The following is a 16,935-nucleotide window of genomic DNA, read 5'->3' as shown; positions in this document are numbered from 1 at the left end:
CCTTCTCGAGGACAATCTGAGCCCGGTTCGTTGTGATCAACAGTCGGCATTTCAGGAAACACGACCGCGCTTTCGCCAGTCTATGATGCGGAAAGCTGGCGATGTCAACTCGAAGTGGCCCTGGGGTGAACCTGGGGTCTGAACCCCAGATCGCGGTACGAAACTGTGCTTAGGCAGGCCGATCCCGCGGTGGATACTGACAATCGGCAGCCCGCATTTCGGCCACGAACATCCACGCGATTGCAATGATCGTCGGACACAGCGTCATCGCTTCGGTGTGACAAGGCCAGACCGGTAGGCGATGTCAACCGGGCGAACTGCCAAGCGGCATCGAGCAACTCGGCGGCGAGCAACCGTACCCCCGCGCTCCGCCCGGCTGCCAATGCCGCCGGATAGTCGGAGACGAGATCACGGGGCATACGTACGTGATTGGCAATGGCGGGGATGGCGTCGATGGCGGTGTCGGCGCCCCGGGGCGGGCAGCCATTTGGTTGGCCAGGTAGACACGGCAGCAGCAGATAACGGGGCACCGAAACCAGGCTCGATCACACCCACGCCCACGACCATCAGCAACCCAGCCGGCGGCTCGCTACCCTGTGCCCATGCGACTCGTTGGTCTGGCATGACACGGTTTCTGGCGCGCCGGTTGCTCAACTACCTCGTGCTGCTGGCGCTTGCGTCGTTCTTGACCTACTGCCTGACCTCGCTCGCGTTCTCGCCGCTGGAAAGCCTGATGCAACGCAGCCCGCGCCCGCCGCAAGCCATCATCGAAGCCAAAGCCCACGACCTTGGCCTGGACCGGCCCATACCGATCCGCTACGCAAACTGGGTCTCGCACGCCGTACGCGGCGATTTCGGGACCACCATCACCGGCCAGCCCGTCTCGGCCGAACTCGGGCGTCGCATCGGAGTCAGCCTGCGGCTGCTGGTTGTCGGCTCCGTGGTGGGTACGGTGCTCGGGGTGGTGGCCGGGGCGTGGGGAGCCATCCGCCAATACCGCCTCAGCGACCGAGTCGTCACCATGCTGGCGCTGCTGGTGCTCAGCACCCCGACATTCGTCATTGCGAACTTGTTGATTTTGAGCGCGCTGCGGGTCAACTGGGCCGTGGGTGCCCAGCTCTTCGACTACACCGGGGAGACGTCACCGGGCGTGGTCGGCGGGGCGTGGGACGACCTGGGCGACCGGTTGCAGCATTTGATCCTGCCCTCGCTCACGCTGGCGCTCGTTGCCGCCGCGGGATACAGCCGGTATCAGCGCAACGCGATGCTCGACGTCCTCGGCCAGGACTTCATTCGCACCGCCCGCGCCAAGGGGCTGACCCGCCGGCGCGCACTGTTCAAGCATGGGCTGCGGACCGCGCTGATACCGATGGCCACCCTGTTCGCCTACGGGGTGGCCGGATTGGTCACCGGAGCGGTATTCGTCGAGAGGATCTTCGGCTGGCACGGCATGGGCGAGTGGACGGTCCGCGGAATCGCGACTCAGGACACCAACATCGTCGCGGCGATCACGGTGTTCTCCGGCGCGGTGGTGCTGCTCGCCGGCCTGCTCTCCGACGTCATCTATGCGGCGCTCGACCCGAGGGTACGGGTGTCATGATCGCCACCACCGGCCAAGCCGATGTCCAGCAAACCGATTCAGAGGCAACGGTTTTCAGTTCGCGCCGCACTCTGGTGCTGCGCCGGTTCCTGCGCAACCGGGCCGCGGTGGCGTCGCTGACGCTGCTCGTCGTCTTGTTCGCCGGCTGCTATACGTTGCCCTCGCTGCTGCCGTACTCATACGAGGACCTCGATTTCGATGCGTTGCTGCAGCCACCGAACGCCAATCACTGGCTGGGCACCAACGCGCTGGGTCAGGACCTGCTGGCGCAGACGTTGCGCGGCATGCAGAAGTCGATGCTGATCGGTGTCTGCGTTGCGGTGATCTCCACCGGAATCGCCGCCACCGTCGGGGCGATTTCGGGCTACTTCGGGGGCTGGCGGGACCGGGCGCTGATGTGGGTAGTCGATCTGCTGCTCGTGGTGCCCAGCTTCATCCTCATCGCCATCGTCACCCCGCGAACCAAAAACTCGACCAACATCATGTTGCTCGTCCTACTGCTGGCCGGCTTCGGCTGGATGGTCAGCTCGCGCATGGTGCGCGGCATGACCATGAGCTTGCGCGAACGCGAATTCATCAGGGCCGCAAGGTATATGGGCGTCTCCAGCCGCCGGATCATCGTCGGTCACGTGGTGCCCAACGTGGCATCCATCTTGATCATCGACGCCGCGCTCAATGTCGCCTCGGCCATCCTGGCCGAGACCGGTTTGAGCTTCCTCGGTTTCGGCATTCAACCGCCGGATGTATCGCTGGGCACCCTGATCGCCGACGGCACCCAGTCCGCGACGACATTCCCGTGGGTGTTCTTGTTTCCGGCCGGCGTCCTGGTGCTGATTCTGGTCTGCGCCAACCTGGCCGGTGACGGCCTGCGCGACGCGCTCGACCCCGGCAGCAGAACCCTGCGGCTACGGCGGCCGGCCCGATGAGCCCGCTGCTCGAGGTGACCGACCTGGCCGTCACCTTCCCCACCGACGGCGACCCGGTGACCGCGGTGCGTGGTATCAGTTACCGCGTCGACCCCGGCGAAGTGGTGGCGATGGTCGGCGAATCGGGATCGGGAAAGTCCGCGGCGGCGATGGCCGTGGTGGGCCTGCTGCCCGAGTATGCCGAGGTGCACGGCTCGGTGCGGCTACAGGGCACCGAAGTCTTGGGGCTTGCCGACGACGCGATGTCACGATTCCGCGGTAAGGCGATCGGCACGGTGTTCCAGGATCCGATGTCCGCGCTCACGCCCGTCTACACCGTCGGTGACCAGATCGCCGAGGCGATCGAGGTGCACCAGCCCCGCGTCGGCAAGAAGACCGCGCGGAGACGCGCGGTGGAACTGCTTGAGCTGGTTGGCATCTCACAGCCCGGGCGGCGCGCCCGCGCGTTTCCGCATGAACTGTCCGGCGGTGAACGGCAGCGGGTGGTGATCGCGATCGCGATCGCCAACGACCCCGACCTGCTGATCTGCGACGAACCCACCACCGCGCTGGATGTCACCGTGCAGGCGCAAATCCTCGAGGTGATCAAGACCGCACGCGACGTTACGGGAGCCGGGGTACTGATCATCACCCACGACCTGGGCGTGGTGGCCGAGTTCGCAGATCGGGCCCTGGTGATGTACGCCGGCCGGGTGGTGGAGTCTTCCTCCGTGAGCGACCTTTACCGCGATCGCCGGATGCCTTACACGGTCGGCCTGTTGGGCTCGGTGCCCCGGCTCGACGCCGCGCAGGGCACGCGGTTGGTGCCCATACCCGGGGCGCCTCCCTCACTGGCCGGCCTTCAGCCGGGATGCCCGTTCGCGCCGCGCTGCCCCTTGGTCGTCGACGAATGCCTGGCCGCGGAACCCGAATTGGTCGAGGTGGGAGCGGACCACCGGGCGGCCTGCATCCGTACCGATCAGGTCAACGGGCGCAGCGCCGCGGACATCTACGGCGTCAAGACCGACACCGGCGCTGCAGACGTTGGGGACTCGTCCGTCGTCGTGCGGGTAAAGGATCTGGTCAAAACCTACCGACTGACCAAGGGCGTGGTATTGCGTCGCGCCGTCGGCGAGGTCCGCGCCGTCGATGGCGTCAGCTTCGAATTGCGGCAGGGCCGCACCTTGGGCATCGTCGGTGAATCCGGTTCGGGCAAGTCGACCACCTTGCATCAAATCCTGGAACTGGTTGCGCCGCAATCGGGCTCGATCGAAGTGCTGGGCACCGACGTCGCCACGCTGACGTCGGCGGACCGGCGAGCACTCCGGCGCGACATTCAGGTCGTCTTCCAGGACCCGGTCGCGTCGCTGGACCCGCGACTGCCCGTATTCGACCTGATCGCCGAACCGTTGCAGGCCAACGGTTTCAGCAACAGCGACACGAACGCGCGGGTTGCCGAGCTGCTCGACATCGTGGGATTGCGCCGTGCCGACGCGAGTCGCTATCCCGCCGAGTTCTCCGGCGGGCAGAAGCAGCGCATCGGCATCGCCCGGGCGCTGGCGCTGCGGCCCAAGATCTTGGCCCTCGACGAACCGGTCTCCGCGCTTGATGTCTCCATCCAGGCCGGGATCATCAACCTGCTGCTCGATCTGCAGGAGCGCTTCGGACTGTCGTATCTGTTTGTGTCCCATGATCTTTCGGTGGTCAAGCACCTCGCCCACCAGGTGGCCGTGATGTTCGCCGGGTCGATTGTCGAGCAGGGCGACAGCCAGCAGATCTTCAGCAATCCGCAGCACGATTACACACGGCGGCTGCTCGGTGCCGTCCCGCAACCGGATCCGGGCGGCCGTGACTAGCCGGATGACGATGCCCCGAGCCTGCGCTCGGGGCATCGAGGCTGCGCTCAGGGCGTCACTGTGCGGAAAATCCACGCCCTGGACGCAGACTCGAACTGGGCGCGCAGTGATGGCGTTGCTGGCGGCCGGATTGGTGCTTGCCGGATGCTCGCCGGCCGCTCCCATCGCGCCCTCAACGGGCGTCGACGCTGCGGTCGGCACCACCAGCGACATCAACCCGCAGGATCCCGCTACCTTGCAGGACGGCGGCAACCTGCGACTGTCGATCACCGATTTTCCGGCCAACTTCAACACCTTGCACATCGATGGCAACGTGGCCGACGTCGCGGCGATGATGAAGGCAACCCTGCCGCGGGCATTCATCATCGGGCCGGACGGCTCGACGACGGTCGACACCGACTACTTCACCAGCATCGAGCTCACCAGCACTTCCCCCCAGGTGGTCGCCTACACCATCAATCCCAAGGCGGTGTGGTCCGACGGCACACCGATCACCTGGCGAGACATCGCGAGCCAGGTCCATGCCACCAGCGGCGCCGACAAGTCGTTCGCGATCGCCGCTACCGGCGGCAGCGAGCGCGTGGCGTCGGTGACCCGCGGCGTCGACGACCGCCAGGCCATCGTGACGTTCGCCAAGCCGTACGCCGAGTGGCGCGGCATGTTCGCCGGCAACGGGATGCTGCTGCCCGCCAGCATGACCGCCACCCCCGAGGCGTTCAACAAGGGCCAGCTCGAGGGGCCCGGCCCGTCGGCCGGTCCGTTCATCGTGTCGTCGCTGGACCGAACCACACAACGAATCGTGTTGACGCGCAACCCGAAATGGTGGGGGACGCGGCCGCGCCTGGACAGCATCACCTACCTGGTGCTCGACGACGCCGCGCGGCTACCGGCGTTGCAGAACCACACGATTGACGCGACCGGGATCGGCACACTCGACCAGCTGACCATCGCGCAGCGCACCAAGGGCATCTCGATCCGGCGCGCCCCCGGCCCCAGCTGGTATCACTTCACGTTCAACGGAGCCGCCGGCTCGATCCTCGCCGACAAGGCGCTGCGCCTTGCGGTTTCGAAGGGCATCGACCGCCGAACCATCGCCAAGGTCGTCCAGTACGGCCTGGCCAGCAACCCGACGCCGCTGAACAATCACATCTTCGTCGCGGGACAGGAGGGCTATCAGGACAACAGTGGCGTGGTCGCCTACGACCCGGAGCAGGCGAAACGGGAGCTCGACGCCCTGGGCTGGAAGCAGCGCGGCCAGTTCCGGGTGAAGGACGGTCGCCCGCTTGTTATCCGAGATCTGTTCTACGACGCCCAGAGCACCCGGCAGTTCGCCCAGATCGCACAGCACACGCTCGCGCAGATCGGTGTCAAACTCGAGCTCGAGGCCAAGTCCGGCAGCGGCTTCTTCAGCAACTACATCAACGTCGGGGCGTTTGACATCGCGCAGTTCGGCTGGGTCGGCGACGCCTTTCCATTGTCGTCGCTCACCCAGATTTACCGGTCCGACGGAGAGGGCAACTTCGGCAAGATCGGCAGCCCCCAGATCGACGCCGCGATCGAACAAACGTTGGAGGAACTCGATCCGGGCAGGGCCCGGGCGCTGGCCAACCAGGTCGACAAGCTCATCTGGGAAGAGGGATTCAGCCTGCCGCTGACCCAATCTCCTGGCGACGTCGCGGTCGTCAGCACGCTGGCCAACTTCGGTGCGACCGGTCTCGCTGACCTGGACTACACCGCCATCGGGTTCATGCGTAGCTGAAGCGGCGCCGCGGCAACGGCATCGGGGGCAGCGCATGCTCGACCGTGGCCGAGGCCATTCCCGGGCCGCCCGGGATGATCACCACCGGGTTGCGGGCACCTGCGGCCCGTGCGCACGTAATTTCTTGGTCGCCCTCCGGCGACACCGGCCGGCGCACCGGTCGCACGCCGGGCAGTTTCGCGAGCTTGTCGTGCGCCCGGCGCCGCTTCGCGTTCATCGTCATCGGTGTCGGCCCGCCATCGTCTCATTCTGCCGACATCGCCCGACACAGGCACCCAGGCAGCCCGGCGCGACTCAGCCGCGAATCAAGTCGGCGGCCTTCTCCCCGATCAGGACCGACGGCGCATGGGTGTGCCCACGAACCGTGCTAGGCATCACGGAGGCGTCGGCGACCCGGAGGCCGTCAATCCCACGGACTCGCAGCGCGGGGTCGACCACGCTCGCCTCGTCGCTGCCCATCCGGCATGTGCCCAGCGGGTGATACAGGGTGTGCGAGCAGGTCGCGAGTGCCAGTTCCAGCGTGGCCTCGTTCAACTCGGTGCAGTCACGCGGTCGCGCGATGGGCCCGAGCAAACCCTTGAGCGGGGCGGCTTCGGCCATTCGCGCGCATATCCGCAGGCCGGTCATCATCGCCGCGCGGTCCGCGCCGCCGGGGTCGGACAGGTAACGAGGCTCGATGACCGGCTTGGCAAACGGGTCGGCGGACCGCAGCGTGACCTGGCCGCGGCTTTCCGGTGCGACCAGGATCGGCCCGAACACCACGCCGTGCCCCGGCGGCTTTACCAGCAGACCCTCGTCGTAGAACGGCGCCGGGGCGAAGATCAGCTCGACGTCGGGCAGCTCCAATTCGGGCCGGCTGCGGACGAATCCATACGCCTCGCCGACGTTGGAGGTGAGCATGCCGCGGCGCCGCAGCAGGTAGTCGATCAACTGTTTCGGCTTTTCGGCGGCGAACAAGCTGTCGCCGTCGACCTCGAAGCCCAGCACCGTGACGAGGTGGTCGAGCAGGTTCTGCCCCACCTCGGGCGCGTGGTACACGGTGTCGATGCCGTGCTCGGCGAGCTGCTCGCGGTCGCCGATGCCCGAGAGCATCAGCAGCTGGGGGCTGTTGATGGCGCCCCCGCAGAGCACCACCTCGCGGCGGGCGTAGGCGACCGCTGATTGTCCGTCGCGGCGGAATTCCACGCCGACCGCCCGGGTTCCGTCGATGACGATTCGGGTCGCGGTGGCCTCGGTGAGCACGTTGAGGTTCTTGCGTCGCATCGCCGGCTTCAAGTAGGCGTCGGCGGTACTGCACCGAGCACCCCGTCGCTGCGTCACGACGGTCTCGCAGAAGCCTTCCGGTGCAGGGGAATTCGGTTGCGTAGCGGGGAATCCGCACTCACGCGCCGCCGCCAGCCACGCTGCCGTCGAGCGGCGCGGGCTGCGCTGCCGGGAAATGTGCAGCGGGCCGGTCACTCCGCTGTCGTCGCCGCTGACGAAGTGCCACGCCGCGGTGACGTTCTCGATGCGCCGGAAATATCCGAGCGCCTCGGCGTAAGACCATTGCGGGCCGGCCCGCCGCGCCCACTCGTCGTAGTCGGCCCGGAACCCGCGCACCCACATCATCGCGTTCATCGAGGACGAGCCGCCGAGCACTTTGCCTCGGGGCCAATAGATCTCGCGACCGCCGAGCCCCGGCTGCGGCTCGGTCAGGTAATCCCAATCGACCTCGCTGCGGAACAGCTTGGGGAAGGCCGCCGGGATTCCGATGAATCGGTTCTTGTCGCGCGGCCCCGCCTCCAGCGCAACCACGGCCGTGGCGGGCTCGGCGCTGAGCCGATTGGCCACGACCGCCCCGGCCGAGCCGGTACCGACCACAACGTAGTCACACTGAATGTCCATATCTTGGGGTGAGTGTATGACGCGTGGTTGCTAAGCCGTGAGATCGATGCGGTGCGCGCCCTTGACGCCGTCGTAGCGGTCGGGACTGCACGTCAGCACGATCACCTGGCCGTGGTTGCCGACGGTGTCGAAGACCTCTGCCATCTTGGCCAGCCGGTCCGGATCGGTGAACCCCAGCGCGTCGTCGACCACCACCGGAACGGTGTCCTCCTTGGCGACCAGGGCCGCACCGGCCAACCGCGCCAGGATGCCGAGTTGCTCTTTGGTGCCACCCGACAAGGATTCGTAAGGCACGGTGACGTCGTCGACCGTGCGGCTGCGGATTCGCAATTCGCTGTCGATGTCGACTTCGAAGGTAGGCCCGAAAACCGGCTGGCCGAGCCGCTGCAGCTCGGTGCGGTAGGGCTCGACGTAGCGCAGACGGGTGGTGTCCCGGTGTCGCGTCATCACCGACCGCAGCAGCTGCGCGGCCCGGGCCCGGCGGCCGACGCGGGCGTGCTGGCTGGCGGCGTGCTCCCGCTCGGCCTCGGCGGCGTCGAGCTTGCCTTTGCGGCCCTCGCTGCCGAACACCGAGAGCTCGATGCCGACCTCCCGCAGCGCGCGGGCCGCATCGTCGTGGCGCTCGCGCAGGGATTCGGCCGCTTCGGCGGCGTCGTCCAGCTCGGCGGCTACCGCGCCGGGCGCCGTGGCGGCGAGTTCTGCGGCCAGCTCGGCTACCCGCCGCTGCGCGGCCCGCATCGCCCGCGCGTCGGCCGTGGCCTTGGCGGCAAGTTCCTCATCGCTGACCGACATCCGCTCCCCGGTCAGGCGGTCGGTGGCCGCATCGAGCTCGGCTCGTTGGGTCGTCACGTTGTCGTGCAGAACCGTTGCCCGCGTGGCCATCTCGGCGAGCCGTCGGTTGGCGGCGGCCGCGATCTGACGGCGGGTCTCGAATTCCGACTCCGCGGCCGCTCGAGCCGCCTCGGCCGCGTTGAGTTCGGCGCGGGCGGTTTCGCTATCCAAACCCGCGTTCGTCGTGAACTGGTCAGGTTCGTCCACTTGGCCGGCGCGCAAATGAGCCAGCCGCGAGCGCAGTTGCTCGACCTGTTCGTCGCCGCACAGGCCGGCCAGGGTGGCGCTCAACTGGTCACGGCTGCTTTGCAGTTCGCGGCGCCGTTGGTCGCCGCGGCGAGCCGCGGCAACGTCAACGACCTCTCCGGCCGCCAGCGCGTCGGCCAGCTGTTGTTGTGCCGCGGCATATTCGGACTGAATGTCGAGGGCTGTTGCCCCCGGGGTAACCCGCGCGTTCAGGACACCGGCAACCTCGACCTCGGTGGGGCCGGTGGCGGTGATCGACCAGCTTTGACCGGCCGACAACGAGACGCGCCGGTCACCGACGGCGAGCTGGATGTCGGCGGCGGCGGTGAATTCCACCGCCGTCGAGAGCAACGCGAGCTGACCCGCGGTGCGCTCGACCGCGGCCGCGGCATGTTCGATCCGATGCAGTAGCCCCTCGGTCAGGGTGACGGTGGACAGCTCTGCGCAGACCGCGTCGCGGTCACGCTGGATGGCATCGATCTTGGCCAACCGGGAGGCTAACCGGTCGGCCTCGTCGCGGTCGGCGAGCAGGTCGACGGCGCGCCGGGCGCGTTCGGCGCGGCGCTGAACGGCGGCCAGGACGCAGGTGGCCTGCAGCGCCGCGGCATCGGCGGCCTGCGCATCCGCATCCGCCGTCGACCGTGCCGCGGCGGCCGCCTGCGCCTCGACTTCGGAGGCGGCGAGCGTTGCCGCACGAGTGTCGATTTCGGCGAGCAGGCGCAGGCGCTCGGTGTGCGCGGCGGTCGACGCGGCGCTCGTCGCCGCCGCGGCCGCGGCGACCAGCTTGGCTTCGCGCGCCTGGTCGGTGAGTTCGGCGATCCTGGCGGCGGCGGCCCGCGCGGCGGCGAGTCGGGGGCCGGCCGCAACCAGTTGCTGCGACAACTCGGCCACCTGTTCGCTCAGGGCGGCGTGGCGACGCACCCGCTCGTCGACCTCGGCGACCGCCGCCGCGCACGCGGCCACCGCGGCGTCGGCGTCGGCGAGCCGGGAGATCGCGGCGGCCCACTCACCGGTGGGACGTCCGGTCGGGGTGAAGTAGCGCGCATATTCGGCGTCGATCCGCTCCACCAGAACCGGCTCGGTTCCCGACAGTGTCGCTTGGTCTCCGGCGGCGACATCGAGCGCACGAGACAGCGCATCGCAGCCGGACAGGTCCACCGCGGAGGTCGACGCGGCCTGCAATACCCGCTGGGCATGCCATAGATCGGTGTCGACAGTCTCGGCCAGCATCGCGGTGACCCGCTCGTGGGCTTCGTCGCCCGTCAGCTGTTCGCGGCGCGGGGCCAGCAGCGTCAACTCCGTCTCGCATCTCTTGTGAAAGCGCTTGCGATAGACGAAACGATAAGGGCCGCTGCTGATCTCGGCGGTGACCTCGGAGCCGACGTCGGCGTTGGTCGGCTTGACCTGCTTGACTTCCTTCTTCGTCGAGCGGTCCTTGGATTCCAGCAGCAGGTCCAAGGCCTCAATCATCGACGACTTGCCGATCTCATTGGCACCGCACACCACCACCACGCCGTGATCGGGGAACTCGATCTCTCGGTGCGCGATGCCGCGGTAGTTCGTCAGAACCAGCCGATGCAGCTTCATGCCGCGCCCCGACCGACGAGCCGCAGCAATAGCGCCAGCGCCGCGTGGGCGTCGACGGCGGACTCGTTGTCGCCGGCTCGTGCCGTTGCGACCAGTTCGTCGACGGCCGCGGCGGCGAATCCCCCGATGCCAAGGTCGCTGAACTCGCCGTCGGCGGGCATCACCGCCAGGTCGGTGTGACGTTCCCACAGGCCCAGCCAGGCGAACAACCGCGCGTACTTGTCCAGGCAGGCATCCAGGGCAGCGCGGTCGGTGACGCTCAACGAACCGGTCAACGCGAGACGCACCACGGCGCGATCCTTCTCGGTCATCAGGTCGAGATTCAGGCCCAAGTCGGTGATGTCGCGGCTGGTGTCCACCTGGTGATGCAATGTGATGAACCGCCAATGGCCGACGCGGCGGGACTCCACGGTGACCGGGCGTCGCGGGTCAGTCTCGTCGATGTCGACCACCAGGACGTGGCCCGGGTCTGGTTCGACGTCGTCGAAGTTGGTGACTTCGGGTGTGCCCGAGTACCACACGCGGCCGCTGCCGCCGACCGCGGTCAACGAATGCTTGTCCCCCAGGGCCACGTAGTGGATCGTTCCGCGAGACACGGCGTCCTCGAGTTCGGCCAGCCGGATCAGCGAAGGCTTGTCACGGTCGGGGTCCAGCACGTCGACGCCGCCGTGGGCGACGAGCACGCGCGTGATGTCGTCCTTGGGCAGCCCGTCTAGCACTTCGGCGACCAGGTCGGTGGTGGGTGCCTTGGACCGCCACGGCGCGGCGACGATCTGCAGCCCCGGCCGGATCTCGTGGACGCCGGCGTGATCGAGCACCACGACATTGTCCGGGCATTCGGCGGTGAACAGCGTACCGGTGTACACCGACGACGCATCCAACGGGTCGTGATTGCCGGGCAGCAGGTAGACCGGAATACCGATGGCGCGCATGGCCTCCAAAGACTGCCCGATGACGTGCGGGGCAAGCTGGTTGTGTTCGAAGACGTCACCGGCGACCACGACGAACTCGGCGCCCACCTCGGCGGCCAGCGCACCCAGCCCGGCCACCGCGTCCCGACGAGCGGCCGAATACCGTGGCTGCGCGTCGCCCGCCAGGAAGTGACGGGTCATGCCCAGCTGCCAATCGGCGGTGTGCAGGAATCGCATCCCATCTCTCCTCAGTGGGTGGGCTGTCATGGCAACGCGAGTTTAGGTCTGGGCACCGACAAGACGGGGGACCTCGCTCGGCAGGTCCGGGAGCGCGAGTTTATTGGGCAGCTGGCCCAGTGTCTCGGGACGGCTCCCTTGTCACTGAAACCACTTGTGTCACTTCGGTATCTGTGCGGCGATTCTTGTCGGTGGCCTCGGATAGTTTGGGGCTATGGGTTCGGGCGGTGTCGCGACCGGGCTGAGGTTCGACGCGTTCACCACCAGGAAGTGGCTGGCGCTGCTGGAACGCTGCGAGCGAGTGCGCCCCGACTCCCCGTGCCCGAGCATCAGCTGATCAATCACCTGGCCCGCCAAGCCACCGCAGAAGAACTCGGTGGCAAACTTTCGCATCCGATCGCCGACAATTGGCCCTGCCAGGTGATCGGTTGGAACGCTTCGATGAGTTCGGGTCGCGACCGTCGTGTACGCTGCACCCTTCGCGACCGACTTAATTCTTGGGTCGGTTACGAGGCCCTCGTCGAGAGTTACGACCGACTTACTTCCCAGTTATGTGGCGAAGTGACCACCGACGCGGAGGTCTGGCCTGTCGAGGACCCAGAACTCGCCGTCAGCTTCAAAACCTTCTGCAGGCACCGTGGGCAGGATGACCGTGCACGACCAGAGTGGCGAAGTACCACGGCTCAATCCGTGGTCATAAGCGGACTTGACACTCATATGACCGATCGAATGTCTTGGCTTGTCGACGATATGTCGCGCATGCCGTCCGGCTCCGCTAAGGGGCGCCAACGCCTCCGCTCACGTAGGGCTGGGGATCGCCAGTGATGGGAAAACGGAGTTTGCCGCTAGTCTGTTGTAGCCACATCACCCCGTGGACGTGTAGCGCGATCTCCTCTGGCGCACGGTCTGACGAAGTCGCGTCGAGGACTGCTTCGCCCACGACGCACGGAGCACCTGCTTGGCGTAGCTGTCGGTCGACGGCTTCCACTACCCAGATGAATCGCGGCAGGCGGGCCAGTCGGTATTCGCGTTGGATCGTCGCTGGTATCGCTCTGGCTTCCAGATTGGCTTTGAAGTCGTTGGAGCGGATTGCGTAGGTGCGAAGGGCGAGCTGCCGGGCGTTGATGAGATCCTGAATCGGCGCGAAGGGCAGGGGATCTGCTGCGGCGCTGGCGATCTGGTTTGAGGCGTTGAGGAGAAATTGCCCACCCTTGCGCTCGGCGGCTTCGGGGGCCAGCCAGAGCTTGTCTGGTACCGGGACGTGCATGGTGCGCCACGGCCCATAGCTCTTGCCTGTTCGACGGTCTACGTCGTTGAGGACATCGTGGACAACGAGATAGGGACCGGCCTGGTCATCGTGACGAATGAACTCGATCCAGCCAGGCTGTGGATGGTTGGTCCGGCGATAGCCACAGAGAATGAAGGCATGGTTGCTGGTGCCGACAAGTACGGGATTGCCTGAGTTGAGGTGCCGGCATGCGACGGCGACAATCCGATGGTCCCACGATCCCGGTGAGGCCGTGGGTGAGCCGGGTGAAATTGTAGGGGGCACAGGATCAGCCGGTTGCCACGGCAGCTGCGGACTGGGCAAGTCGCCAACAAGGTAGTACATCGCTGGAAGTTCAAATGTGCGAAACAGCTCGCTGAGTTGGGTCACCGTGAGGCCCCTCTCTGGCAGGGTTAGTTGAGACAGCAGGGTTCGAAAATATCTGACCAGGTATTGAGGGCAAGTAAGGATTGCAACGAACAATGACGGCGACTTTGGCTGAGGTCCGGAAGGGTAGCGCCGATGATGAAGGCGTGGGAACCGATTCGGCCCAGGGTCCGCGGGCGGATCGTCCCCGGCGGCGCAACTTCACCCCGGAGTACAAGGCGGCCATTGTGGCCGAGTACGACGCGTTGACCGAGCCGGGTGCGCGGGGTGCGCTGCTTCGGCGTGAGGGCCTGTACTCATCGCACATCGTGGAGTGGCGCCGAGCGCGCGACGCGGGCGCGTTGGACGGCTGGCCCGGTCAGGCGGTCGTGGTAAGGACCGCGACCAGGCCGAGATCGAACGGCTACGGAAGCGGGCCGAACGGGCCGAGGCCGAGCTTGAACGCACGAGGGCCGCGTTGGATCTGGTGGGAAAAGCACACGCGCTCTTGGAGACGCTCTCCGAGAGCACGGGCACGCGGCCCGGGTCGAAGAAGTGATCGCACAGTTGCTGCCCGAGGTGGAGCGGCTGACCTCGACCGCGAAGGCGTGCGCGCTGCTGGGCAAGCCGCGCGCGAGCCTGTATCGGCAGCGCAACCGCCCTGCCGGTCCACGCCGCAAACCCGGGCCGAGCGGACCGCCGCCCAATGCGCTCGACGCGGCCGAGCGCACGCAGATCCTTACGGTGTTGTGCCAGCCGCGCTTCGCCGACAAGGCGGTCGCCAAGTGTGGGCCGAGCTGCTCGACGAGGGCGTCTACCTGTGCTCGCAGTCCACGATGTACCGGATCCTGCGCACGCACAACATGACCCGCGAACGGCGGCGGGTAGCCACACACCCGCCGCGGGTCAAACCCGAGCTGGTCGCCCACCAACCCAACGACGTGTGGTCCTGGGACATCACCAAATTGGCGGGACCGGTGCGCGGCGAGTTCTACCAGCTCTACGTGATGCTGGACATCTTCAGCCGCTACCCCGTCGGCTGGCGCGTCGAGTACCACGAGGACGCCGACATCGCCCAGGACTGGATGGCCGAGCTGACCGCGCTACACGGGCGGCCCGGCGCGATCCACGCCGACCGGGGTTCGGCGATGACGTCGAAGAACGTCGCCCAGCTGCTAATCGACCTCGGCGTGGCGCGCAGCCACTCGCGCCCACGGGTGTCAAACGACAACCCGTTCAGCGAATCCCAGTTCAAAACGCTGAAGTACCGCAACGATTTTCCCGAACGGTTCGACTCGATCGAGCACGCCCGCACCTGGTGCAAAGACTTCTTCGACTACCTGCGCCACGAGCACCGCCATTCCGCGCTCGGCCTGCACACACCGGCGTCGGTGTACTTCGGCACCGCCGCCGACATCCAGGCCAAACGAGCCCGGGTCATGGCCGATGCCTACGCCGCCAACCCCAACCGGTTTAGCAGCCCACCACAGCCCCCGAAACTACCGACCGCGGCATGGATCAACCCACCGACCCCACAACCGAAAATAGTGTCCACATAGTGAGACGCTGTCTCAAACACCTTGACAGCTACCGGGCCGCCACTCGGTAGGGCTCGGCTCGGATGCAAGCTGGCATCAGCTTTCAGCGAGAAGTCAGCCTTCGTGCGCCTTGCCGTGTCGCCGCGCAAATATGCAGCGAAGTGGCACATCCATGCTGCGGCTTGAGCACAGGCGCCGAGTTGGGCATCCTGTTGCGCGAATGGCACACCGCGAATTTCCAGTTGGCGTCCGAAGAAGTTCACAGGTTCAGTTACCGACGTGCGCACCGCCGAGGCCAGGTCAGGCGGAGGTGGAAGAAGGGCTCGAGACACGAGTCCCGTCGATGCCGGGCGTACGACGACATAGCCGATGTAGTCGTGTTCGTTGCCAAGCCGCCACAGCGACTGTGGCTCGAGTTGCCTGCCAAAGAAGTGCAGCCGGTGTGCGGAGTCCGGGACATCGGCGAACTGGCGTGAGTAGTACGCTGAAAACTCGCTGCGGTAATCGATGTCCAGGTAGCGGGTTTCAACCACTACGGTGGCTGCCCCATGTGAGCGCGCCACCTCGACGCAGCGTCTGAGCGGTGCGTCGTTGAGCGACCCCAGGTAGCGGGACAGCGCCGCATCCCATTCGGCGTCTGTGGTCGGATGATGGACCTCAGCGGGATCGGGATCGTTCCAACCCCTCAGCTGCACCATTCGCCTGTTTGGTCAGGCCAACCGCAAGCTCGCAGATGCGGTTTCGGCATCTCGCCGCAACTCGGCGAGCTTGGCGAGATCTTCGGTCAACTCTTGTTGCTCTGCGGGGCTGAGCAGGTCGTTGGGATCGGAGGGCAGCTGCGCGGTGGTGTTATCGGTCGACAGCTGCGGCAGCACCGCTTCAGGCATCAGATCTTCCCTCTCTCGGGTGACGTTGTTCGAGCGTACGGCATATAACCATGTCCCACCGACATCTGCTTATATGCGTCACATGGCGCAGGCCACGGCCAGGCGTCGACCGCATCAGCTGGTCGCCGCGTGATCGGCAGCGAACTGACATGTCAGCACAACTCAAGTCGTGGACGCGACCGATGCCGCGCGATGAACGACTCCCTGGCAGGCAGCCACATGAGCACGAATACCCGGTAGGTATTGCAAAACGATTGCACCCGAACCGTCGTCATCTCCGCCCTGCGGTCATCCAGACCCCAGTAGCCGTCAATGTCACCGGTACGCGGTAAGCCCAGCTGACCCAAAAGCCCATGGTTGGTCGATATCAGACGCGCAGGAAACCGGTTGGCGCCGTACCGCTCTGTCCACGAGTTTGATTCCACGAGTTCGAATCGGCGAAACGTCAGTGGCGAAGCGCTCACCGGCTGCGGATCGAGCACGAGGCCGCATACCGGGATGTTGTTGTGTTCGATCCATCGGCGGAAAGTGGCATGTATCGACGCCCCGAACAGATCGGCGAGCTGCACCGGGGTCGAGATGTCAATCGGGTAGTCGCGGGCTACCCGGGCCAGAAGGTCGAGCTGAAAAAGCAGTTCGGCGCCGCCCTGATTGGCTTCACGTTCGAAGACAAACTCAACATCAGGGGCCAGCGTGCGATCGGTGTCCCCAAGGACGAGCAGATCACGCTGCCAGGGAAGTGCGTCGTGCATTGCCTCATGGCAGCGCACAAACTGCCGCCGCGCGGGAACGTCAATCGCTGGGCTCACGTGCAAAACGCGTTCGCGTCGATCGAGCGCGCCGCGGATCTTCCGCCCCGCACTGCGAAGGAGTTTGCGCAATTCGAGCGGCGCATGCGTGATCTTGCTCTCCAAGAACACGTAGTCGTCTGACTCAAGCAGACCGCAGCCGGCGACAATGTCGTCCACCGGCGTCGGGAGCCGATCGGCCACATCCGCTTTGCGCAAGACAGCGCGCGCGACGTCGCGAATGTCGTCGAGGTTGTCCAGCGGCTTGATCAC

Annotated in this window: 11 protein-coding genes and 3 pseudogenes; 7 read left to right on the top strand and 7 right to left on the bottom strand. The window is 66.4% G+C overall.

What is annotated here, in order from left to right:
- Positions 1-622: 622 nt before the first annotated feature.
- Genes G6N24_RS04565 through G6N24_RS04550 form a run of 4 tightly spaced genes read left to right on the top strand, consistent with a single transcriptional unit; the run spans position 623 to position 6,120 of the window.
- Complete coding sequence (locus G6N24_RS04565) at positions 623-1,600, top strand: ABC transporter permease (protein ID WP_085161953.1); 978 nt, start codon at positions 623-625, stop codon at positions 1,598-1,600.
- On the top strand, positions 1,597-2,526 hold the full coding sequence (locus G6N24_RS04560; RefSeq protein ID WP_085161952.1) for an ABC transporter permease: 930 nt from the start codon (positions 1,597-1,599) through the stop codon (positions 2,524-2,526). The genes G6N24_RS04565 and G6N24_RS04560 overlap by 4 nt, the downstream gene beginning before the upstream one ends.
- A complete protein-coding gene (locus G6N24_RS04555) occupies positions 2,523-4,361 on the top strand; it encodes a dipeptide ABC transporter ATP-binding protein (RefSeq protein ID WP_085161951.1) in 1,839 nt (612 codons plus the stop codon). The genes G6N24_RS04560 and G6N24_RS04555 overlap by 4 nt, the downstream gene beginning before the upstream one ends.
- 4 nt (positions 4,362-4,365) lie before the next feature.
- Complete coding sequence (locus G6N24_RS04550) at positions 4,366-6,120, top strand: ABC transporter family substrate-binding protein (protein WP_139822517.1); 1,755 nt, start codon at positions 4,366-4,368, stop codon at positions 6,118-6,120.
- A 28-nt stretch (positions 6,121-6,148) separates the two neighbouring features.
- Here the strand turns inward: G6N24_RS04550 and G6N24_RS04545 are convergent.
- The 4 genes and pseudogenes from G6N24_RS04545 to G6N24_RS04530 form a co-directional block, all read right to left on the bottom strand.
- Positions 6,149-6,343 (bottom strand): annotated as a pseudogene (locus G6N24_RS04545) (alpha/beta hydrolase); the annotation flags it as partial.
- Between the two features lie 71 nt (positions 6,344-6,414).
- Positions 6,415-8,004 (bottom strand): GMC family oxidoreductase, encoded by a 1,590-nt coding sequence (locus G6N24_RS04540; RefSeq protein ID WP_085161949.1) that lies wholly within the window; start codon positions 8,002-8,004, stop codon positions 6,415-6,417.
- A 30-nt stretch (positions 8,005-8,034) separates the two neighbouring features.
- A complete protein-coding gene (locus G6N24_RS04535) occupies positions 8,035-10,668 on the bottom strand; it encodes an AAA family ATPase (RefSeq protein WP_085161948.1) in 2,634 nt (877 codons plus the stop codon).
- On the bottom strand, positions 10,665-11,816 hold the full coding sequence (locus G6N24_RS04530; protein WP_085161947.1) for a metallophosphoesterase family protein: 1,152 nt from the start codon (positions 11,814-11,816) through the stop codon (positions 10,665-10,667). Before G6N24_RS04530 ends, G6N24_RS04535 begins: the two co-directional genes overlap by 4 nt.
- A gap of 226 nt (positions 11,817-12,042) precedes the next feature.
- Between G6N24_RS04530 and G6N24_RS26040 the strand changes: the two are divergent.
- A pseudogene (locus G6N24_RS26040) lies at positions 12,043-12,221 on the top strand (HNH endonuclease signature motif containing protein); the annotation flags it as partial.
- A 370-nt stretch (positions 12,222-12,591) separates the two neighbouring features.
- Here G6N24_RS26040 and G6N24_RS04525 read toward each other — a convergent pair.
- On the bottom strand, positions 12,592-13,473 hold the full coding sequence (locus G6N24_RS04525; RefSeq protein WP_139822516.1) for a hypothetical protein: 882 nt from the start codon (positions 13,471-13,473) through the stop codon (positions 12,592-12,594).
- A gap of 92 nt (positions 13,474-13,565) precedes the next feature.
- Between G6N24_RS04525 and G6N24_RS25460 the strand changes: the two are divergent.
- Both G6N24_RS25460 and G6N24_RS24170 read left to right on the top strand, forming a co-directional pair.
- Positions 13,566-14,606 (top strand): annotated as a pseudogene (locus G6N24_RS25460) (DDE-type integrase/transposase/recombinase); the annotation flags it as partial.
- Positions 14,607-14,666: 60 nt separating this feature from the next.
- Positions 14,667-15,008 (top strand): integrase core domain-containing protein, encoded by a 342-nt coding sequence (locus G6N24_RS24170; RefSeq protein WP_163745447.1) that lies wholly within the window; start codon positions 14,667-14,669, stop codon positions 15,006-15,008.
- 689 nt (positions 15,009-15,697) lie between these two features.
- On the opposite strand, the gene G6N24_RS04515 is transcribed toward G6N24_RS24170, so the two are convergent.
- Together G6N24_RS04515 and G6N24_RS04510 are read right to left on the bottom strand one after the other, a co-directional pair.
- Positions 15,698-15,874, bottom strand: coding sequence for a hypothetical protein (locus G6N24_RS04515; RefSeq protein ID WP_163745414.1), 177 nt, complete (start codon positions 15,872-15,874; stop codon positions 15,698-15,700).
- Positions 15,875-16,026: 152 nt separating this feature from the next.
- A complete protein-coding gene (locus G6N24_RS04510) occupies positions 16,027-16,935 on the bottom strand; it encodes an ImmA/IrrE family metallo-endopeptidase (protein WP_085162308.1) in 909 nt (302 codons plus the stop codon).

This window comes from Mycobacterium lacus, assembly GCF_010731535.1.
In the GTDB taxonomy this organism is placed as follows: domain Bacteria; phylum Actinomycetota; class Actinomycetes; order Mycobacteriales; family Mycobacteriaceae; genus Mycobacterium; species Mycobacterium lacus.
This window is presented reverse-complemented; position numbering and strand designations above follow the sequence as displayed.